Origin of the sequence: Kitasatospora sp. NPDC048540, assembly GCF_040651175.1 — a bacterium.
Classification (GTDB): domain Bacteria; phylum Actinomycetota; class Actinomycetes; order Streptomycetales; family Streptomycetaceae; genus Kitasatospora.
The window spans coordinates 1-20311 of the sequence record NZ_JBEZIR010000076.1; the positions used below are offsets into that span (position 1 = coordinate 1).

Sequence of the window (20311 nt, forward strand, 5' to 3'; positions counted from 1 at the left end):
CGCCGCCCCCGGCCCGCACCGGCCCACCTACAAGACGCTGCCCGGGGGCTAGACCGCCGGCCCGCCGGCCGTCGGGATCCGGACGGCCGGCGGCAACGCCGACGCAACAACGGCCCGGCATGCTGCCCGTGCGGCGCCCTGCCGGGCGGCCGCCCGTGAGCCGCGAGGCTGTGCGGACGGCAGACGGGGCCGGTCGCCGGCCCTTCGATCGGAGGAGATTCACCGTGGCCCGCCACATCTACGCCTGCCCCATGAGGTGGTCCGACATGGACGCCTTCGGCCACGTGAACAACGTGGTCTTCCTGCGCTACCTGGAGGAGGCGCGGATCGACTTCATGTTCCACCGGGCCGCCGAGGCCGGTGCGGGTGAGTTCGCGGGCGGCTCCGTGGTGGCCCGGCACGAGATCGACTACAAGCGGCCGCTGACCCACCGGGCCGCTCCGGTGACGGTGGAGACCTGGGTGACCCAGATCGGCGGTGCCTCGCTGACGGTCGCGTACGAGATCAAGGACGTCGCCGAGGACGGCGCCGAGACGGTGTACGTCAAGGCCTCGACCGTCGTCGTCCCGTACAACCTGGCCGAGGGCCGGCCGCGGCGGATCAGCGCGGTGGAGCGCGAGTTCCTCAGCCGCTACACCGACGACGCCGACCAGGGCGACAGCGCCGACAGCACCGGCAGCGCCGGTGATGCGCGGCAGGTCCGGGCCGGCGAGCGCGTCCCGGCCGGCCGGGGCGTCCAGGGCGAGGCGGCCGGTACCGCCAGGGCCGTCGCGGCCGTCTGATGCGCGTATCGGTGTGCGGGCCGGCTCCACGGCCGGAGCGTCGCACCGGTTCCGCGTCCGGCCGCCAGACCCCCGCGCGGACCGAGCACCCCGTGCGCACCGAGCACCCCGCGATCCGAGTGAGCTGACCTGCGTTGACCACCACCACCCGCCTGAGACTCGTCGACACCGGTGAGGCCGCCGACCTGGCCGCCTTCCTGGTCCGGCTGCTGCGCTTCGACCGGGCGGCCGCCGTCCGTCTGCAGGCGGTGGCCGCGGTGGGCGGGGCCGGCGGCGAGGGTGTGCTGGCGGTGTTCGGACGGCTGCCGCTGGGCGGCTCGGGCGTGCTCGCCATCCGTACGGCACGGCTGGCGGAGCTGGACACCCCGGTCGACGTGACGGTGTCGGCGGGCCTGCTGCTGGACCTGGTGGACGAGACGGACGGCTCGTTCGCCGTGCCGGCGCCGGTGACCGGCCCGGCCTGGGCGGGTCTGCTTCCGCCGCGGACCGGCTGGCAGCCGGCCGGGGAGCCGTCCGCGCACCTGGTGTACCCCGAACTGATGGCTGCGGTACGGGAGTTCAAGGAGCGCAGCGAGCAGGTTCCGGCGCACCACCGGACCCGGCAGGTGCTGGACCAGCTGGCCGACGAGATCTGGACCCGGCCGCTCGGTGCGGCGCCGGAGCTGCCGCTGCGGGCGGCGCACGCGGCCTATGTGATCGGTTTCCTGAAGCCCGGCGCACCGCTCACGGTGCACCGGGCGGGCAGCTGGCTGCGGTTGAGCGCCCCGGCGGGTTCGGTCGCGGTGCGGCGGGCGGCCGCACCCGGTGCCGGGCTGGGCCTCAGCCCGCTGATCTGAGCGCGGCCGCGGACGGCGGCCGCTCGCCGGCCTGGGTCAGCCGGCCGTGTTGATCATCGACGCGGCGGCGTAGGTCAGGTAGTCCCACAGCTGCCGCTCGGCCTCGGCGGGCAGCTCCAGCGAGTCGAGCGCCGTCCGCATGTGCCCCAGCCACGCGTCGTGGGCGGCCCGGTCGACGGCGAACGGTGCGTGGCGCATCCGCAGCCGCGGGTGGCCGCGCTGCTCGCTGTAGGTGCGCGGGCCGCCCCAGTACTGCATCAGGAACAGCGCGAAGCGCTCCTCGGCCGGCCCGAGGTCCTCCTCCGGGTACATCGGCCGCAGCAGTTCGTCCTGGGCGACGCCCTGGTAGAAGCGGTGGACCAGCAGCCGGAAGGTCTGCTCCCCGCCGACCGCCTGGTAGAAGGTCTCCTCGCTGAGCGTCTCGCGCCGGATCTCGTTCACCCGACCATGGTCCCAGACGGCCCCGGGGGCCGTACACCGGGACTTCCGGCGTACGACCCCCGGGCGGGGTCCCTCGGGAGGGAGCGGCGGGACGGCCCGTTACGCGTCGTCCCAGTTGAAGAAGCGCCACGCGATGGCGCACATCACGGCGGAGAAGGCGAGCAGTCCGCCCATCGACGGCAGGACGTCCATCACGCCGCCGCCCCGGCTGAGCACCGCCTGCGCGGAGGTCACCAGGTAGCGCAGCGGCAGGAAGTGGGACACGGTCGTGAGCCAGCCAGGGGCGCCGTCGAGCGGGATGAACGCGCCGCCGAGGAACGACATCGGCAGGATGATCATCTGGTTGATGCCGTTGGCCGCCTCCTCGCTCTTGGCGGCGGCGCCGGTGACCAGGCCGATCGACATGAAGGCGATGGTCGCGCACAGCACCAGCGGCACCACCAGCCACCAGTTGCCGGTGAGCTTCAGCCCGAAGAACGGCGTGGTGGCCACCGCGAGGAAGATCGCGGTCTGGGCGAGGGCGATCGCCAGGCTGACCGCCACCCGGGCGCCGACCACGGTGCCCGGCGAGACCGGGGCCAGCCGCAGCCGCCGCAGCACCCGCTTCTTGCGCCAGCTCACCAGGGTGAACGAGGCGCCGTAGACCGCGCCGGTGGCGATCGCCCAGCCGAGCAGGCCCGGCGTCAGGTACTGGATCGGCTTCAGCGACTCGTCCTCGACCTGGCTGGGCACCAGGGTGAAGACCGGAGCCTTCCCGGAGGCCGCCTGGTTGGCGCCCTGCACCAGCGAGTTGACGATGCCCTGGACGCTGCCGGCCTTGACCTGGTCGGTGGCGCTGTAGCGGAGGTTGACCGTGCCGTCGGCGCCCTCGCTGAGCACGCCGTCGAGGTCGCCCTTGCGGAGCTTCTCCAGTGCGGACTTCTCGTCGTCCGCCCGGCTGATGGTGAGGACCTTCTCGAGCTCGGCCCGGCCCTCGCCCTGTACCGAGTCGAGGACCCGGACCTGGCCGACCTCGGCCACCTTCACGTGCGGGGCGCCGGTGTTCTTGAACAGCGCGCCGAACATCAGCAGGAACATCAGCGGCATCAGCAGCACGAAGAACAGCGCGCCGCGGTCGCGGACGAAGCCGAGCAGCATCACCCGGGTCAGGCCGGCGAAGGCGCTGACCCGTTCGGTCCCGGCGCTCTCGCTGCCGGACTCCGGCCGGCGTACGGGGGTGGAGGTGGTGCTCATGCGCGGTACTCCCGTCCGGTCAGCTGGAGGAAGACGTCCTCCAGGGTGGCTCCGCGCACTTCCAGGCCGCGCAGGGCGTTCTGCTCGGCCAGCACCGAGAGCACCGGCGCGGGCAGCCGGGTGGAGAGCGAGAGGGTCGCGCCGTCGTCCTCCAGCCCGGTGATCTCGGCCCCGGCGGCGGCGAACAGTTCGCGCGCCCGCGCGGCGGTGAGCTGTCCGGACTCGACGCCGACCCGGACGGTGTCGTCGATCTCGCGCACCAGCGCGGCCGGGGTGCCGGTCTTCAGCACCTTGCCGTGGTCCATCACCGAGACCCGGTCGCAGAGCACCTCGGCCTCGTCCAGGTAGTGGGTGGTGAGCACCACGGTGCGGCCCTCGGCGTTGATGTCGCGCAGCAGGTCCCAGAGGTTGCGGCGGGCCTGCGGGTCGAGGCCGGTGGTGGGCTCGTCCAGGAACACCAGTTCGGGATCGTGGACGAGGGCGCAGGCGATGGACAGGCGCTGCGCCTGGCCGCCGGACATCTTGTCGGTGAGCACCCCGGCCGAGTCGGTCAGGCCGACCCGCTCCAGCATGGCGTCGGCGCGCTTGGGCCCGATGCCGTAGAAGGAGGCGAAGGTGCGGATGGTCTCACGGGCCGTCAGCTTCACGAAGAAGGCCGAGGCCTGGAACTGCACGCCGATCCTGGGCAGCAGCGCGGTGTTGCGCGGCCAGGGTGCGAGGCCTAGCAGCTCGACCCGTCCCTCGTCCGGCTCGCGGATCCCTTCCAGGATCTCCAGTGTGGTGGTCTTGCCGGCCCCGTTCGGGCCGAGAATGCCGTAGAACTCGCCAGTCGCGACGGAGAGTGACACTCCGTCGACGGCCTGGACATCCCCGTACCGCTTCCGGATCCCGTCAGCGGATATTGCTTCAGTCATGACTCCAGACCCTAGGGCCAGGTGTGGAGATCTTGACAGGTGCTTGAGCAAAGCATGAGAAAAACCCGCGGCCCCGGTGGAGCCGGAGGGCTCCGCCGGGGCCGGGACAGCCGGTTCAGGCGCTGCGGTGCACCGTGATGGTGGTCCAGGCGCCGATGTGGATCCGGTCGCCGTCGTTCAGCGGGATCGCGGTGTGCGGGGGCACCGGGTCGGGACTGCCGTTGACGGTGGTGCCGTTGGTGGAGTCCTGGTCGACCAGCACCCAGCTGCCGTCCGCCTGCTCGGCGAGCATGGCGTGGTTGTGCGAGGCGCCCGGGTCCTCCGGGGCGACCGACAGGTCGATCTCCGGGACGGTGCCGCGGTGCTGGCTGCGCCGGCCGATCCGCAGCTGGCCGCGGCCGGTCAGCGGGATCCGCCGGTCGGGGCAGTACGGCGGGAAGAACAGCCCGGCCGCCTCGGGGCCGCTGCGGATCATCATGTCGGTGAAGTACTCGCGGTCGGCGCTCACCACCGCGATCCAGTTGGTGCGCACCGGCGCCGCGGGCGGGGCCTGGCCCGGCGTCCGGCCCGGAGCGCCGTCGCCGGGCGGGGCGAGCCGGAACGAGGTGCCGAGGTCGTCACCGGGCTGGGCGTAGACCGGTCCGCTGCGCTCGTAGCCGTCCTGGTCCGGGAACGGCTGCGAGGGCTGGGCTGGCGCCGAGGGCCGGGAGGGTGCCGGGGGCGGCGGCGGGGCCTTCTCGAACGACTGCGGCTCGAACGACTGCGGCTCGAACGGCTGCGGCTCGTAGCCGCCCTGCTCGAAACCGCCCTGCTCGAAGCCACCGGGCTCGTAGCCGCCGGGCTCGGCGGGGCGCCCCGGCTCGTAGCCGCCGCGCTCGGGACCGCGGCGCTCGTAGCCGCCCCGCTCGTAGGGCTGCTCGTACGGCTGCTGGACCGGCTGCTGGAACGGCTGCTCGTAGGGCTGCTGTCCGTAGGCCGGCGGCGGGTAGCCGTAGCCCGGACGGCTGCCCGGCTCCGCCGGGTGCTGCGGGGGCTGGGGAGCCTGCTGCTGGGAGTGCTGTGAGTGCTGTGCCTGCTGGGAGTGCTGAGGCGGCTGGTGCAGGTGGTGCGGCGGTGCGGGCGGGGACGGCGGCGGGGGAGCGGCGGGCCCGGCCTGCGGGTGCGACGGGGCCTGCGGCCGGCCGGCGGCGGGCAGCTGGTAGTCGTAGCCGCACTCCTCGCAGTACCGCCCGGTCTGCGGGGTCCGGCAGATCGGGCAGGTCACCAGGTCCGCGGTGAAGTCGGGCCCGGCCGGGGACGGCGAGACCATGGTCGGCGAGCCGTACGGCTGCCCGGGCGGCGGTGGCGGCGGCGGTGGCGGGGCGCCGTACGGGCCCGCGGGGGCGGCCGGGGCCGGCGGCGGGCCGGGCGGGCCGGCGAACGACCCGGACCCGGCCGGGCTGCCGGGGACGGCCAGGCCGGGCGGCGGAGTCATCGGGAAGCCGCAGAAGTCGCACCAGTCCTCGGCCTGCGACTCATGGCCCCTAGGGCAGATCGGCATCAGTTCCCCCACTTGTCCAGCTGGTCGGCCCCGGGCGGTGGCCGGTCAGGTCTCGGTCGGTCGATTATTTCTTCACCCGGACGGTCTTGGTCGACCGGGTCTCGAGTGTCATCGAATCGGCCTCGCTCACATCCTTGCGGAACCGAACGGTACCTTCCTTCGCGTCGACGACGTCGACGACCTTCTGGAGCAGCTTCAGGGTTCCCTCGTTCCCCGTCCGGTGCGCCAGCCGGACGGCGGCGCCCAGCTTGGCGGTGGCCCGGTCGACGTCCCCGGCGCGGTGGGCGGCCAGGCCCTCCTGGATGGAGTCGGCCAGCTCGGCCTGGCCGGTGTAGTGCGCGACCTGGGAGTTGATCCGGGTGGAGGAGGCCAGGTCGTCCGTCCAGACGGCCTTGACCAGGCCCTGGGACAGCACCTCGGGCGTGGCCTCGCCGGGCCGGGGCAGGACCAGGCTGATCCGGGCGGCGAGCATCTCGTTGCCGACCGCGGCGGCCGGGACCTCGATGCAGACGTGGTAGTCGCGGCTCTCGTCGCCCCAGGAGCCGGTCGGGTAGTCGCCGGCCCGCGGGCCCGCCTCGGTCCGCCGGCCGGTGAGGTCCTCCACGCTGGGGGCGACCTGCTTGACGTACTTGAGCACCGCGTTGGCGGGGGTCCAGACCCGCAGGGCGACGTCGGCGACCTGCTTGCCCATGGCGGTGGACATCATCGCCCGGAAGTCGTCGGCCAGGCCGTTCGGCTCCGCGACGATGTCCACCGTGCCGAGCAGCGCGGAGGAGATCCGGCGCAGCTCGGCGACCTCCCAGTCGGTGCCGACGCCGCGGCAGTCGGCGGTGAAGTACCCGGTGGCGAGGTCGAGGGCGCGCTGCAGTTCGGCGGGCTTCTCGTGCTCGTTGCGGCCGTCGGTGAGCAGGATGGCGTGCCGGATGGCGAGGTCGGGGCGGCTGGTGAAGAGCGCGTGGGCCTTGGTCAGCCAGGTGCCGATGGCGGTGCCGCCGGCCGCCTTGAGCTTGCGCAGTGCCAGCTTGGCCTCCTGCCGGGTGTGCGGTCCGGCCTCCGCTAGGGTGCCGTCGCCGGGGTAGACCTCGGTGGCCTCGTGGGTGCCGGCGACCACCGCGAAGGCGACGCCGTCGCGCAGGGTGTCGATCGCGGCGGCGGTGGCCTCGCGGGCGTTCTTGGCCTTGGCCGCCGGGTAGTCCATCGAGCCGGAGCAGTCGACCATCAGCACCACGCCGGCGGCGGGTCCGTCGCCGGGCGTCAGCGGGCGCCCGCCCGAGGTGCCGCCGCCGGTGGCGGTCACCGTGACGATCGCGTTGACCTCCCGGGCGCCCTCGGCGAGGTACTCGTTCTGGAAGATGTCGACGTCGAACCGGGGTGCGGTGGGCCTGGACAGACTTGCCATGACTGAGAGCTCCTGTCGAGCGGTCAGATGAGTGGTGGTCAGTCGGTGCTGGGTGCGTAGGCGGGCATCGGCGGGGCGGCCGGGGCCGGCGGGGCGAGCGGTGCGCCCGGGGGCGGCGGGGCGGCGGATGCGGTGGCGGCCGGGGCGGCGGCCGTCACCCTCGGCAGGTCCGGGAGGGTGTCGTCGTGCCGCGGCAGCTGGACCGGCAGGTCGAGCATGGTGGCCTCGTACTCCTCGGCCTCCTCCGGGCGGGCCTTCGGGGTGATCGGCAGCACCGCGACGGTGATGTTGTCGTGGCCGCCCGCCGCGACCGCGAAGTCCACCAGCGACCGGGCGGTGGCCAGCGGCTCGGTCCGGGCGTCGCGGCGGACGAAGGTGGCCAGGTCGGTGGCGGCCTCGGCGTAGTTCCACAGGCCGTCGGTGCAGATCAGCACCACCCCGGGGACGTGCGGGGTGAAGCTGACGGTGTGCGGGTCCAGGTCCTCGGCGTCGGCGCCGAGCCAGCCGGTGATGGCGTGCGCCCGCGGGTCGGCGTACGCCTCGGCCTCGGCCATCAGCCCGGCGGAGACCATCCGGGCGGCCCAGGAGTCGTCCTCGGTGAGCCGGTAGGGCTCGGCGGCGTCGCGGTCGTCCGGGATCCAGTAGGCGCGGGTGTCGCCGACCCAGCCGATGGTGACCACGCCGGCCGCCGAGACGGCGCTGACGTAGGTGCAGGCGGGTGCGTTGAGGTGGCCGCCGGGCCGCTCCGGCGGGGTGCCGTCGTAGGCCAGGTCGGTCACGGCGCGGGCCGCGGCGGCGATGGCGCCGCGCATCGCCAGGGTCGGGTCCTGGCCGTGCTCCAGCGCGGTCAGCAGGGACTCGGAGGCGGCGTCGACGGCGGTGGCGGAGGCCTCGTCGGGGCGCGCCGAGGAGGAGACGCCGTCGCAGACCACGGCGATCACGGCGGGTGCGCCGTCGGGCAGCGCGGTGCCGGCCACCGCGAACGCGTCCTCGTTGCGGTGGTGGCGCAGGCCGCGGTCGGAGACCCCGGCGACGCCGGTCAGCGCCCGTTCCTGGTGGTCGCGGGGGCGCGGCTGGACCTTGCCGCAGGCCTCGCAGTAGCCGTCGGCGGCGAGTTCGGCGGCGCCGCAGTGGACGCACCCGTGGGCCGCCGGTGCGGCGGCGGGAGCGTCGAGCACGGTCGGCGGTCCGTTCAGGTTCGCGCCGCAGGCCCCGCAGAACGCGTCCTGAGGGTCCATCGGTTCGGCACAGCTGGGGCACCTGGTCTGCTGCGGCATTGCGTCACACCCACGTCCGGGGGCGGGCCCGGTTCGCCCGCTCCACCATCTCGATCCTCGTTTCGGCCCGGTCGGACAACCGCGCCAACACCCGGTAGGAGTGTTCCAGAGCGAAGCGCAGTTCCCGTTCCGCGGGGGCATGTCCGAGGACCTCGGGTCCGCCCTCCGGTCCGTCGCCCGCCTTTCCGGCCAGTACCCACTGCAGGGCGGTGTCCAGCACCTCGACCGCGAGTTCGGCGCGGCGCCGGGCGTCCAGGGTGAGCGCGCCCAGCTGGTCGGAGCAGCGGCCCAGTTCGGGGCCGAGGTGCTCGGCGGCCGTGCGGCCGCGCAGCCTGGCCCGGACGGTGCCGATCCGGGCCGCGGTGAAGTGCGCGGAGGACTCCGGGACGGTCTCCAGGGCGTGCACCGCGCCGTCCCGGTCGCCGGCCGCGAGCCGGACCCGGGCCAGGCCGAAGGCGGCGCTGACGTAGCTGCGGTCGGTGGCGCCGACCAGCCGGTAGAACTCGGCGGCGTCCTCGCCGTGGCCGAGCAGTTCGGCGCAGACGGCGAGGGCCAGCTTGGGCGCGCTCTCGCCGGGGAAGGCGTCGTAGAGCGCGTCGAAGGACTCGGCGGCCGCCTCGGTGCGGCCGGCGGCCAGGTCGGTCAGGCCGCGGTACCAGACCACCCGCCAGTCGTCGGGGTACTCGGTGGCCAGGGCGTCCAGGGTCCGGCCGGCGGCGGCCGGGTCGCCGAGTTCGAGTTCGGCGCGCAGGGCCCGCAGCCGCAGTTCGACCGAGGGGGCGGGGGCGGCGAGCAGCGTGGTGAGCACCTCTGCGGGGCCGCCGGCGGTCAGCGCGGCGAGGAACCCGGCGCCGGGGTCGGCGGGGTCGACCCGGGGTACCGGCAGGGTCAGCGCGGCCTGCACCGCATCGAGCGGCTGCTCGGTCAGCTCGCTGTCCAGCAGGCGCAGTTCCGGGCCGAACAGGGTGGAGGCGGCGGGCCGCGGGCGGCCGTCCTTGAGGCTGAGCACCTCGCGCAGGACGCCGGTCAGCTGGTCGGCCATCTCGGTGGCGGAGCCGAACCGGCGGGCCGGGTCCGGGTCGGTGGCGCGGACCAGCAGGCGGTAGAAGGACTCGTACTCGGCGAGGACGGCCACCTCCTCCGGGCCGGGCAGCTCGTACCGGTGGGTGGTGGCGTAGTGCGGGAAGTCGAAGGTGAGCACGGCCAGCGTGCGGGCCACCGTGTAGAGGTCGGAGGCGGGGGTCGGGCCGTCGGTGCCGATCTCCGGGGCCTGGTAGCCGACGGTGCCGTAGATCGGGCCGTCGTCGTCGGAGCGGCGGACCGCACCCATGTCGATGATCTTGAGCGAGTCCTCGCTCTGGATCACGTTGTCGACCTTGAAGTCGCAGTAGACCAGGCCGCGGCTGTGCAGGTAGCCGAGTGCGGGCAGCGCCTCCAGCGCGTACGCGATGGCCTGCTCGACCGGGAGCGGGTCGCGCCGTCCGTCCGGGGTGCGGCGCTCGTTGGCGATGTCCTTGAGGGACTTGCCGCCGACGTACTCCATCACGATGTAGCCGTCGGTGGAGCCGGTGCGGGTGTCCGGGTGCTCGACGAAGTTGATGATGCGCACGATGTTCGGGTGGTCCACCTCGGCGAGGAAGCGCCGTTCGGCGACCGCGACCGCCAGCGCGTCCTCGTCGCCGGTGTCCAGCAGGCCCTTGAGCACGACCCACTTGTCGTTCACCCGGCGGTCGACCGCCAGGTAGATCCAGCCCAGGCCGCCGTGTGCGAGGCAGCCGAGCACCTCGTACTGGCCGCCGACGAGGTCGCCGCGGACCAGTTTGGGCGTGAACGAGTAGGCCGTGCCGCACTTGGTGCAGAAGCCGTCCGGGCGGCCGGGCCGGCCGTCCTTCTCCCGGCCGACCGGGCTCTCGCACTTGCTGCAGTAGCGCTTGCGCTCGGGCACCCCGGGGTCGGCCAGCACCGCGGAGGCCGGGTCCGGCGCGGGCACCGGCGGGACGGCCACCAGGCCGGCGCCGAGGTTGCCGCGCCGGGCGGTGCCGCCGGTGCCGCCGGAGCTGCGCACCGAGATGGCGGAGCCGCGGCCGGTGCGGGCCGAGGAGCGGTGCGAACGGGAGCGGCCGGACATCGTGCGCACCGAGCCGGAGCGGGACACCCCGGAGCCGGACCGGGCGGCGGGTACCGCGACGGGCCCGGCCGTGGCGGCCCGCGCGGCCAGGCCGCACTCGTCGCAGTAGCCGTCCGGGTCGATCGTGCCGGCGCAGCCGTCCCGCCCGCACGCCCCGTCCGGTGCGGCGGCCGGGCGCGGGCTGAGCCCGCACTCGGTGCAGTACCCGTCGGCGTCGATCTCGCCGGTGCCGGAGCACTCCGGCCGTGTGCACACCTCAGCAGCCATCAGAACCGTTCCCCCTGACCGTGTCTCATCCCTGTCCACCGGGCCGTGCGTCCTGCGGCCCGCCCGCCGGGCCGGCGGCCTCCGGCGGCCGCAGCGCCTGCTGGAACCGCGCCACCGCCTCCGCGCCCGCCCGCAGGTCGCAGGGCGCGCTCCACAGCAGCCACCTGGCCTTCTCGAAGCGCTCCACCACCTCCGGGTCCTCGGCGAGGCCCAGCCGGGCGGCCATCGCCTTGTACGCCTCCAGCCGGCCGCGCAGCTCGGCCCGGACCGCCAGCGGCTGGGCGACCTCGGTGAGTGCCTGCCGGGCCCGGTTCAGCTCCTTGGCGGCGGCGTCCTCCAGGGCGTCCAGCAGCGGACCGAGCCGGTACCACTGGCCGGTCTGCTGGCACTCCACCGCGTGCCGGATCCGTTCGCGCAGCGCCGAGGTCGGCCCGGGCACGGCCGGCACCTCGGTGGCCGCGATCTTGGCCAGCACCTCCCCGCGGGCCCGCCGGGCCTCGGTCAGCGTGGCGTCCGCGCGCTGCAGCAGGTCGGCGATCTGCTGCAGCCGCTCGTGCGACTCGTCGCGCAGCCGCAACAGCCCCTCCAGCTCGACCCGGACGTCGTCCAGTGCCCGCCCGGCCCGGTCGAAGCGCCCGGTGTCCACCGTGCCGCCGGGGGCGGCGAACGCCGTCCCGTCGGGCACCGTGCCGCGCTGGGCCGGGACCCGGACCGGCCGCCACAGCGCCAGCGGGTCGGCCCGTACCTCGTCGCGCAGCGCGGTCAGGTCGGTGGCCAGGGCGTCCAGGTCGTCGGCGAGCGGGTGGCCGCCGGGGCGGACGCCGACCGAGACGGCGAGCATCTGCACCCGGCGCAGCTCGGCCAGCAGCAGGTCGATCCGGGCGGGCAGTGCGGACCACACCGCGTCGGCGGCGTCGACCACCTCCAGCACCGTCTCGTACCAGCCGTTCATCCGGGTCATCAGCTCGGCCAGGGTGACCTGTTCGGCCAGGCGCACCGGGCCGCCGAGCAGGCCGGCCGGCTCGGGCAGCCGGCCGCCGGAGACGGTCACCGCGGGGCCGGTGAGCAGTTCGGTGAGCTGCGCCAGTTCGGCGCCGCCGGGCCGGTTGCGGCGGGCCCGGACCGCGCGGGCCGAGGCCAGCGCCTCCGAGTAACGGTCGAACAGGGCCCACAGCTGTCCGAGGCCCTGTCCGGCGACCGACCAGCGCTCGGCGGTGCGCCCGCTCAGCTCGGCGCCCTCCAGCAGCCGGCGGCCCGGGTGGTCCTGGAGGGCGAGCAGCGCGGACTCGACCGCGTCGCGCTCGGCGCCCAGCCGGGCCAGCGCACGGTCCACCTCCTCCCGGCTCATCGCCGGGCCGGCCGATCCTGCCACGCGGGGTCCTTCCTCTCTGCCTCGTCGGGCAGCGCAGTTGACGGGGCGGCCGGCTGTCCGTCGCTCCGGCAGGTGCCGGCGGTGGGCCGCCCGGCGGCCAGTCTTCCGGATGGCGCCGCTCCGGTCGACGCCGGTGCCGTCACCGGCGCCGGCCGGGCGGGTGCCGGCTACTGCTTGAACTCGTACGGGTCGGGCGACGTGCCCATCGATCCGGCCAGCCAGTGGTCGTAGCTGCGCCGCCAGCCGCCGTCGGCCCTGTAGTCGAGCAGCGCCTGGTTGACCCAGGCGACCAGGTCGGTGTCGGCCTGGTTGACCACCACGCCCATCCAGCCGGCCAGCAGGGTCTCGCCGACCACCTCGACGGTCGGGTCCTGGGCGGCCTGGGCGGCGGCCAGCACGGCGTCGGTCAAGGTCGCGTCCACCTTGCCGAGCTGCATCAGCACCAGGCAGTCCAGCTGGTTCTCCACCACGGTGACCTCCGAGGCGCCGTGCCGGTTGGTCTTGAGCTCGGTGTCGGAGGAGGACGAGGCCGCGGTGCAGACCCGCTTGCCCTTCAGCCCCTGGTCCACCGAGGTGGCCTTGGCGGACTTCGGGACCACCAGCCGCTGTCCGGCGGCGAAGTACGGCCTGGAGAAGGCGACCTCCTGCATCCGGGCGCAGGTGATGGTGGTGGTCCGGACGACCAGGTCCACCTCGCCGGCCTTGACCGCGTCGATCCGGCGGGCGGTCGGGACGGCCTTGAACGTGATCTTGTCGGGGTCGCCCAGCAGGGACTTGGCGATGGCGTGCGCCAGGTCGATGTCGAAGCCCTCGATGGTGCCGGTCTGCGGGTTGCGGTAGCCCCAGTGGTAGCTGTTCTGGTCGATGCCGACCACCAGGGTGCCGCGCTCCCGGATCTTCTTGATCTTCGGGCCGCCGGGGTCCTTGGCCGGGGGCACGCTCCTGGTCGTGTCGCAGGTGTCCGCCGCGGGAGCCAACTCCGGCGCCCGGGCGGCGCTCACCGGTCCGGCGCCGCCACCGGCGGCCCCCGCCGAACCGCCCGCGCCGAGCACCCCGGCCGCCAGCGCGACCGCGGCCACCAGGGCCCTGGCCCGTACCTTGCGCATCATCGTCCCCACCCCCTAGCGGTAGTCGGCCAGTCGGCGGCCGATGCCCCGGAACACGCCCGCGGCGCAGGCGACCGCGAGCACCGCGGCCCCCACCGCCAGTGCGGCGAGTCCGGTGTCGACCCCGTCGACCGCCGTCCTGAACGCGGCCTGTTCGACCGCCGCGGCCTGTCCCAGCTGCTGTTCCAGCGCCTCGAACGCGGCCTGCGCCGAGTCGCCGCGGCCCGCCCCCACGGTGCCCTGCAGGGCGGCGTCGTAGTCGCCCGCGGCCTCCGTGTCGGCCGCCTGCCCGTGCCGGGCCTGCCAGGCGTCGAGCTGCCTGCGGGCCTCGTCCAGCGGCCCCGCCGCGCCGGCCGGGGCGAGCTGCCGGGCGCGGCCGAGGGCGCCCCCGGTCCGGTCCGGCTCCTCGCGCCGGCCGGCCAGGTCGGCCAGGACGGTGTCCCACTGCGCGGTGTACTTGTCGCTGGACCCGCGGGAGACCAGGTTGAGGTTCTCGGCGGCGCGGGCCTGGAGCACCTCGGTCCTGGCCTGGTCGAGGGCGCGCAGCGGCTGCGCGCCCGCGGTGCGGCTGTCGGCCAGCGAGGAGGATGCCGACAGGCCGCCGGCCAGCAGCCAGACCGTGGCGGCCAGCATCGCGCTGGTCGCCGCGACCAGCCCGGGGTTGAACACCCGGTTGGTGCGCCGCAGCAGCAGCACCTGGTGGCGCAGCAGCGCCGCGAGCGTCAGCACGGCGAGGGCGAACGCCGCCCACGGCACCGACCCGGCGTCGTCGTAGTCGGCGTCCAGCCGGGCGGATTCGGCGGCCACCAGCTTCTGCGCGTTCGGCAGCATGGTGTCCTGCATCAGGCCCGAGGCGTACCGCAGGTAGGCGCCGCCGAGCGGCAGGCCCTGCCGGTCGTTGGCCCGGGCGGTCTCCACCAGCCCCGCGTACTGCGGGAGTTGCTGGTTCAGTTCGGAGATCCAGCGCTGGGTGTCGGCCGAGTCGCCGCCGTGGGCGGCGGCCTGGGCGAGCAGCCGGGCGGCGGTGGCCAGGTCGTCCTGGTAGCGCTGGCGGACGGCCGGCGGCTCGTTGCCGGCCAGCAGGAAGCCGGTGGCCGCGGTGGTGTCCGCGTCCGCCAGCGACCGGTAGATCTCGGCCGTGTCCTGGCTCAACGGCCCGCTGCGGTGGGCCACCCGGCCCGCGGCGGTGGAACGGTCGGCGACCTGCCAGGCGGCCACCAGGCCGAACAGCAGGGCCAGCGTGGCCAGGACCGCACCGGCCAGCCGCAGCCGCCCCGGCGGGTTGTCCACCGCCTGCCGCAGGAACCCGAGCCGGCCCGGCCCGCGTTCCGTCGTGCCGGCTTCCGTCGTGCCGGGCTCCGCCACCTGCACGGACGCCCGTTCCCCCGCGATCACTGGTGTCGCCACCGCCCCGCCCTCCCCTGTGGCCGCCCCGCGCGCGGGGCCGGACCCGATGCCAGCAGTATGTCTGCGGGCACCGACGAGTACACGTGAGTTGTGCCGGACTTGAGCTTCGGGCCGGTCCGCCCGCCGCTCGGGCCGCCGGGCCGGGGCCGTTGCCGCTCCGCCTGCTGTCGACGCGGTGCCACCCCCCGGTGGTTCCGCCCCCTGGCCATCGCCCCTCCCTCGGCGCCCTGCGTAGCATGGGGCGCATGCAACTGATCGGTACCGTCGCCGCTGACCGCCCGCTGCTCGTCGTCGCAGTCCAGGAGGAGGCGGCCCACCTCGACGGCCGCTTCCCGGTCCTGCTCACCGGGATGGGGAAGATCAACGCGACCGCCGCGCTGGCGACCGTGCTGGCTCGCGGCGACCGCCCGTCCGAGATCGTCAACCTCGGGACCGCCGGTGCGCTGAAGTCCGGCTGGGCGGGCACCCACCAGGTGACCCGGGTGCTGCAGCACGACCTCGACGCCCGGGTGCTGCGGCAGCTGACCGGCCGCAGCTTCGGCGGCCCGATCGAGCTCGGCGACGGTCCGGGTCCGGTGCTCGCCACCGGTGACCTGTTCGTCTCCGACCCCGAGGCCCGCGACCGGCTGGCGCAGAGCGCCGACCTGGTCGACATGGAGGGTTACGCACTGGCCAACGTGGCCGAGCGGGCCGGGGTGCCGATCCGGCTGATCAAGCACGTCAGCGACGAGGCCGGCGCGGGCGCCGACCGGACCTGGCGCGAGTCGGTGGACGACTGCGCGAAGATCCTCGCCGACTGGGCCCGCACCCGGCTCTGACCGGTGGCCGGCCCGGCACCCCGGCGCCCTCGGCCGCGTCCGGCTCAGGCCGCGATCTGCTCGCCGGTCAGGGCCGGGACGAACTGGTCCAGTTCGGCCCGCCAGTAGCGGGCGACGTTGAGCCGGGTCGGCTTCTGGTCGCCCGGGAAGCTGAACCGCAGCGAGCTCCACAGGGTCCGCCGCCGTACGTTGCCGACCAGGCCGCGGGCCTGCTCCAGCGGGATGACGTGGACCAGTTCCTTGGGCTTGTTGGCCAGCCGGCCGGCCCGGTGCACCACGACCACGCGCTCGGTCAGCGTGACGAAGTAGTACTTCACGAAGAACTGGCCGATCAGGCCCAGCTCGTTCATGATCCACGGGCTGGGCCCGGTGATGGTGTGGAAGGTGACCACGGGGCGGTCGTTCGGCTCGATCGCTGCGATCGCCTGGGCGACCTGCTCCTGCATGGTGGACTTGCGGATCGCCATCTGGCGTGTGCTCCTGGGCTGTTCGGGCACCGGAGGCGGTGCTGCTCGGAGCGGGGACAGTACCGGTGGTCGAACACCTGCCTCAATGGCCAAAGCGGGCATCTTGCCGGAACATCCAAAATTCATCCGGCCGCAACCGGGCGGTGGGGTGTCACCCACCGTCCCGGGTGCGGCCGGACGGACCCTCGCGGCACTTCCGGCGGACCGTCAGCCGACGGTGACCGGCCGCGCGGCGGCCGCCAGCACCGCCTCGGTGGTGACCACCTTGGCGAAGCGCATGGTGTGCAGGGCGGCCGCGGTGGCCCGGGAGAGCTCGGCGGCCGGGATCAACTCGCCGTCCGGGCCGGCCATCGCGAAGGTGTGCATCGCGTCGATCGGGAAGATCACGTCGTAGCCGAGGTTGCCGCCCATCCGCGCGGTGGTCTCGTTGCACACGTTGGTCATGATCCCGACCGTCACCAGCTGGGAGGCGCCCCGCGCCCGGAGCCAGGCGTCCAGGTCCGGGGTGCCGTAGAAGGCGCTGTTGACGGTCTTGGTGACGTGCAGGTCCGGGGTGACGGCGGCCGCCACCGGCTTCAGCTCGTAGCCCGGCGTGCCGGGGGTCAGCGGGCCGCTCGCGGAACGGTGCTGCACCGTCACCACCGGACGTCCGGTCGCCTGCCAGACCTCGATCAGCTCGCCGATCCGCTGCTCGGCGCCGGGGTTGTCCCGCTCGCCCCAGTACTCGTGGTCCTCGAAGCCCTGCTGGACGTCGATCACCACCAGGACGGCGTCGGCGGCGAGTTCGAGCGGGGCGTTGAATGCGCTGGTGTTCGTCATGGCTCCATCCTGCGGGCGGCGCCCGCCCCGCCGTGATGGGCAGAAATGACTACCATCGATATGATCCTGCCATGCGCACCGTGGGCTGTCCGATCTTCGACGGGGTACGGGCCTTCGACTACGCCGTGATCGGCGAGGTCTGGTCCAACCGGCTCTCCCCGACCGGCCTGCCCGTCTTCGACCTGCGGGTCTGCGGGCCCGACCGGCAGCCGGTCCGGCTCGGCGGCGGCCTCGAACGCCGGCCCGACGACGAGTTCCCCGGCCTGCTCGACTGCGACCTGATCGTCGTCCCCGGCGTCACCGACCCGTTCGCACCCGCCGACCCCCGGCTGCTCGACGTGCTGCGCGAGGCCCACACCCGGGGCATCCCGGTCGCCTCGCTGTGCGCCGGCGCGTTCGTCCTCGCCGAGGCCGGCCTGCTGGACGGCCGCAGGGCCACCACCCACTGGTGGCTCACCGACGACCTGGCCCGGCTCCACCCGGCGGTGAGTGTCGACCCCGAGGTGCTGTTCACCGGCGACGGCGAGGTCTGGACCTCGGCCGGCGTCGCCGCCGGCATCGACCTGTGCCTGCACCTGGTGCGCACCGCCCACGGCCAGCAGACCGCCGCCGCCATCGCCCGCTCGATGGTCACGGCCCCGTTCCGCTCCGGCGGACAGGCCCAGTTCATCCCCTCCCCGGTCCCGGTGGCCGACGCCGACGACCCGCTCGGCGCCGTGCGCACCACCGTGCTCGGCGAACTCGACACCCCCTGGACGGTGGCCCGGATGGCCCGCCTCGCGGTGATGTCGGAACGCACCTTCGCCCGCCGCTTCGCCGCCGCCACCGGCAGCCCGCCACTGCGCTGGCTGCTGGAACAGCGGGTACTGGCCGCCCAGCGGCTGCTGGAAGAGAGCGACCTGCCGGTCGACGAGATCGCCGTCCGCTGCGGCTTCGGCTCCGCCGTCTCGCTGCGCCCGGTGTTCACCCGCCGGGTCGGCCTCGCCCCGCGGGAGTACCGGCGCTCCTTCCGGGGCCGCGATCAGGCCTGACCGGGGACGGCCCCGCCGTGGCCCCTGGAGACGGGTACCCGCCGCCGGCGCCGGGGGTGTGCGGACCCCGGTGGCGCCGGCGGCGGGTGGTTCGGGCGGGTGGTCCGGGCGGGGCCGCGGACCACCCGGGTTCAGGCGGCGACCGGGGTGGTGGTCGGGTACGCGGCCCGCAGGCGGTGCTGGATCTCGGGGCCCGCGCCGAGGTGGTCGAGGCCGAGCAGGGCGGCGCCGAGCACCGGCGGGGCGACCACGATCCGGGTCTCGGCGACCGGGGCGGCCGCGGCCAGCCGGGCCGTGAGGTTGTCGATCAGCAGCGGGTGGCGGGCCGCCAGCACACCGCCGCCGAGCACCACGGGGGTGGGTTCGCCCAGCAGGCCGAGCCGGGTGAGGGCGACGACGGCCAGCCGGGCGATCTCGTCGGCCTGCCGGTCGACCAGGTCGAGCGAGGTCCGGTCGCCGGCCTCCGCGGCGGCGAACAGCACCCGGACGATCTCGTGCAGCCGCCCCCGGTCCAGCCCGCCGAGGTGCATGGTCTCGGCGACGGCGGTGGCGCTCGGCAGTCCGAAATGCCGGGCGATGGCGCCGGCGAGCGCGGTGGGCCCGCCGCGGCCGTCCTCGGCGCGGGTGGCGTGCCACATCGCCTCGGCGGCCAGCCCGCCGCCGCCGCCCCAGTCGCCGGTGAGGTGGCCGAGCGCGGGGAAGCGGGCGGTGCGCCCGTCCGGCAGCAGGCCGACGCAGTTGATGCCGGCGCCGCAGACCACGGCGACCCCGCGCGGGCCGTCGGTGCCGGCCCGCAGCAGACCGAAGGTGTCGTTGGCGACGTGGCCGGTCAGCCCCCAGCGCCGGGCCTCGATGGCGGCCTGCAGCCGCTGTTCCTCGATCGGCAGGTCGGCGTTGGCCAGGCACGCGCTGACGTGCGTGGTGAACGGGGTGCCCGGTCTCAGCCCGGCCTGCAGGGCGGCCTCCTCGACCAGCGGGCCGAGCCCGTCGACGGCCTGTTCGGCGCCGTCGAGCTGGGGCTGGAAGCCGCCGCCGCGGGCCGAGCCGAGGACGGTGCCGTCCGCGGAGACCAGGGCGACGTCCGTCTTGCTGTTCCCGGCGTCGATGGCGAGGACGCCGGGGAGCTGTTCCTCCTGACGGTGGTTCATCGGTTCCCCCCAGGGTGGTGCGCGGTGGTCATCTGCCCTCACGCCCAGCTCAGGTGGGGGCGGTTGTGGGCGATCAGCCGGTCGGTGAGCCGCTCGGCCAGGTCGAACTGCCCCACCAGCGGGTGGGCGAGCAGCGCGTCGAAGACCCGGTCGCGGCCGCCTTCCAGCGCGGCGTCCAGGGCGAGCCGCTCGTACGCGGTGACGCCCGCGATCAGGCCGGCGTACAGCGGTTCGACCGGCCGCTGGGGGAGCGGGCGCACGCCCGCGGGGTCGACCTCGGCGGGGACCTCGATCACCGCGTCGTCGGGCAGGAACGGCAGGATGCCGTCGTTGCGGGTGTTGACGACCTGGACGCTGGTGCCGCCGCCGGTGCCGAGCAGGGCGGAGATCAGCTGGACGGCGGCCTCGGAGTAGAACGCGCCGCCGCGCTTGCCGAGCAGTTCGGGCTTGGTGTCAAGGGCCGGGTCGGCGTACATCTCCAGCAGCTGCCGTTCGATGGCCGCGACCTCGGCCGCGCGCGAGCCGGTGGCCTTGAGCTCCTCCACCACCTGGTCGTGCTGGTAGAAGTAGCGCAGGTAGTAGGAGGGCACCACGCCGAGGCGGCGGATCACCGGCAGCGGCAGGTGCAGGTCCTCGGCGATCTGCCCGCCGAAGCCGGCCAGCAGGTCGGGCAGCACCTCGCGGCCGCCGGTGGCGCCGGGCGCGTCCAGCAGGGTGACGCCGCGCTCCCAGGTGAGGTGGTTGAGCCCGACGTGGTCCAGGCGCACCAGCTCCGGGTCCACGCCCAGGTGGGCGGCGAACTTCCGCTGGAAGCCGATGGCGACGTTGCACAGGCCGACGGCCTTGTGGCCGGCCTGCTGCAGGGCCCGGGTGACGATGCCGACCGGGTTGGTGAAGTCGACGATCCAGGCGCCGGGGCTGGCCCGGCGGACCTGCTCGGCGATGTCGAGCACCACCGGGACGGTGCGCAGCGCCTTGGCGAGGCCGCCGGCGCCGGTGGTCTCCTGGCCGACGCAGCCGCACTCCAGCGGCCAGGTCTCGTCCTCGTTCCTGGCGGCCTGCCCGCCGACCCGCAGTTGCAGCAGGACGGCGTCGGCGCCCTGGACCCCGTCGGCGACCCGGGTGGCGGTGGTGACGGTGGCGGGGTGGCCCTGCTTGGCGAAGATCCGGCGGGCCAGGCCCGCGATCAGCTCCAGCCGGTCGGCGGCCGGGTCGATCAGGACGAGTTCGCCGACCGGGAGGGTGTCCCTCAGCCGGGCGAAGCCGTCGATCAGCTCCGGGGTGTACGTGGAACCGCCGCCGACGATTGCCAACTTCAGTGCGGAC

Annotated in this window: 18 protein-coding genes; 4 read left to right on the forward strand and 14 right to left on the reverse strand. The window is 74.7% G+C overall.

What is annotated here, in order from left to right; all coding sequences use genetic code 11:
• Positions 1–224 precede the first annotated feature (224 nt).
• Both AB0D08_RS26010 and AB0D08_RS26015 read left to right on the forward strand, forming a co-directional pair.
• Positions 225–782, forward strand: coding sequence for a thioesterase family protein (locus AB0D08_RS26010; RefSeq protein ID WP_082526350.1), 558 nt, complete (start codon positions 225–227; stop codon positions 780–782).
• 134 nt (positions 783–916) lie between these two features.
• Complete coding sequence (locus tag AB0D08_RS26015; RefSeq protein WP_051812013.1) at positions 917–1618, forward strand: hypothetical protein; 702 nt, start codon at positions 917–919, stop codon at positions 1616–1618.
• Positions 1619–1654: 36 nt separating this feature from the next.
• On the opposite strand, the gene AB0D08_RS26020 is transcribed toward AB0D08_RS26015, so the two are convergent.
• The 10 genes from AB0D08_RS26020 to AB0D08_RS26065 form a co-directional block, all read right to left on the reverse strand.
• The gene (locus tag AB0D08_RS26020) at positions 1655–2059 is read right to left on the reverse strand and encodes a globin (protein ID WP_033819220.1); all 405 of its coding nucleotides are present in this window, start codon (positions 2057–2059) and stop codon (positions 1655–1657) included.
• Between the two features lie 99 nt (positions 2060–2158).
• Entirely contained in the window at positions 2159–3292 is a 1134-nt protein-coding gene (locus AB0D08_RS26025; RefSeq protein WP_359892036.1) for an ABC transporter permease, read from the reverse strand.
• Positions 3289–4206, reverse strand: a complete 918-nt coding sequence (locus AB0D08_RS26030; protein ID WP_359892039.1) for an ABC transporter ATP-binding protein — start codon at positions 4204–4206, stop codon at positions 3289–3291. The genes AB0D08_RS26025 and AB0D08_RS26030 overlap by 4 nt, the downstream gene beginning before the upstream one ends.
• Before the next feature lie 115 nt (positions 4207–4321).
• The gene (locus AB0D08_RS26035; RefSeq protein ID WP_359892042.1) at positions 4322–5746 is read right to left on the reverse strand and encodes an FHA domain-containing protein; all 1425 of its coding nucleotides are present in this window, start codon (positions 5744–5746) and stop codon (positions 4322–4324) included.
• A gap of 64 nt (positions 5747–5810) precedes the next feature.
• Positions 5811–7145 (reverse strand): VWA domain-containing protein, encoded by a 1335-nt coding sequence (locus AB0D08_RS26040; RefSeq protein WP_359892044.1) that lies wholly within the window; start codon positions 7143–7145, stop codon positions 5811–5813.
• Between the two features lie 38 nt (positions 7146–7183).
• Positions 7184–8383 carry a PP2C family serine/threonine-protein phosphatase gene (locus AB0D08_RS26045; protein WP_359892047.1) on the reverse strand — a complete coding sequence of 400 codons (1200 nt, stop codon included), beginning with the start codon at positions 8381–8383 and terminating at the stop codon, positions 7184–7186.
• Between the two features lie 43 nt (positions 8384–8426).
• Positions 8427–10817, reverse strand: a complete 2391-nt coding sequence (locus AB0D08_RS26050; protein ID WP_359892050.1) for a tetratricopeptide repeat protein — start codon at positions 10815–10817, stop codon at positions 8427–8429.
• Between the two features lie 25 nt (positions 10818–10842).
• Positions 10843–12165, reverse strand: coding sequence for a hypothetical protein (locus AB0D08_RS26055; protein ID WP_033824407.1), 1323 nt, complete (start codon positions 12163–12165; stop codon positions 10843–10845).
• Between the two features lie 191 nt (positions 12166–12356).
• On the reverse strand, positions 12357–13298 hold the full coding sequence (locus AB0D08_RS26060) for a glutamate ABC transporter substrate-binding protein (RefSeq protein ID WP_033824408.1): 942 nt from the start codon (positions 13296–13298) through the stop codon (positions 12357–12359).
• Positions 13299–13310: 12 nt separating this feature from the next.
• A complete protein-coding gene (locus tag AB0D08_RS26065; protein ID WP_359892053.1) occupies positions 13311–14702 on the reverse strand; it encodes a hypothetical protein in 1392 nt (463 codons plus the stop codon).
• A gap of 245 nt (positions 14703–14947) precedes the next feature.
• On the opposite strand from AB0D08_RS26065, the gene AB0D08_RS26070 reads away from it, so the two are divergent.
• On the forward strand, positions 14948–15520 hold the full coding sequence (locus AB0D08_RS26070) for a nucleosidase (RefSeq protein ID WP_233289323.1): 573 nt from the start codon (positions 14948–14950) through the stop codon (positions 15518–15520).
• A gap of 44 nt (positions 15521–15564) precedes the next feature.
• Here AB0D08_RS26070 and AB0D08_RS26075 read toward each other — a convergent pair whose 3' ends face one another.
• Positions 15565–15987, reverse strand: a complete 423-nt coding sequence (locus AB0D08_RS26075) for a hypothetical protein (protein ID WP_359892056.1) — start codon at positions 15985–15987, stop codon at positions 15565–15567.
• 207 nt (positions 15988–16194) lie between these two features.
• The gene (locus AB0D08_RS26080; RefSeq protein ID WP_359892059.1) at positions 16195–16806 is read right to left on the reverse strand and encodes a cysteine hydrolase family protein; all 612 of its coding nucleotides are present in this window, start codon (positions 16804–16806) and stop codon (positions 16195–16197) included.
• 71 nt (positions 16807–16877) lie between these two features.
• Between AB0D08_RS26080 and AB0D08_RS26085 the strand changes: the two genes are divergently transcribed.
• Positions 16878–17837: a helix-turn-helix domain-containing protein gene (locus AB0D08_RS26085; protein ID WP_033824411.1), complete on the forward strand. Its 960-nt coding sequence runs from the start codon at positions 16878–16880 to the stop codon at positions 17835–17837.
• Between the two features lie 131 nt (positions 17838–17968).
• On the opposite strand, the gene AB0D08_RS26090 is transcribed toward AB0D08_RS26085, so the two are convergent.
• Together AB0D08_RS26090 and AB0D08_RS26095 are read right to left on the reverse strand one after the other, a co-directional pair.
• Complete coding sequence (locus AB0D08_RS26090; RefSeq protein ID WP_359892062.1) at positions 17969–18985, reverse strand: BadF/BadG/BcrA/BcrD ATPase family protein; 1017 nt, start codon at positions 18983–18985, stop codon at positions 17969–17971.
• A 38-nt stretch (positions 18986–19023) separates the two neighbouring features.
• Complete coding sequence (locus AB0D08_RS26095) at positions 19024–20304, reverse strand: 6-phospho-beta-glucosidase (protein ID WP_033824431.1); 1281 nt, start codon at positions 20302–20304, stop codon at positions 19024–19026.
• Between the last annotated feature and the right edge of the window lie 7 nt (positions 20305–20311).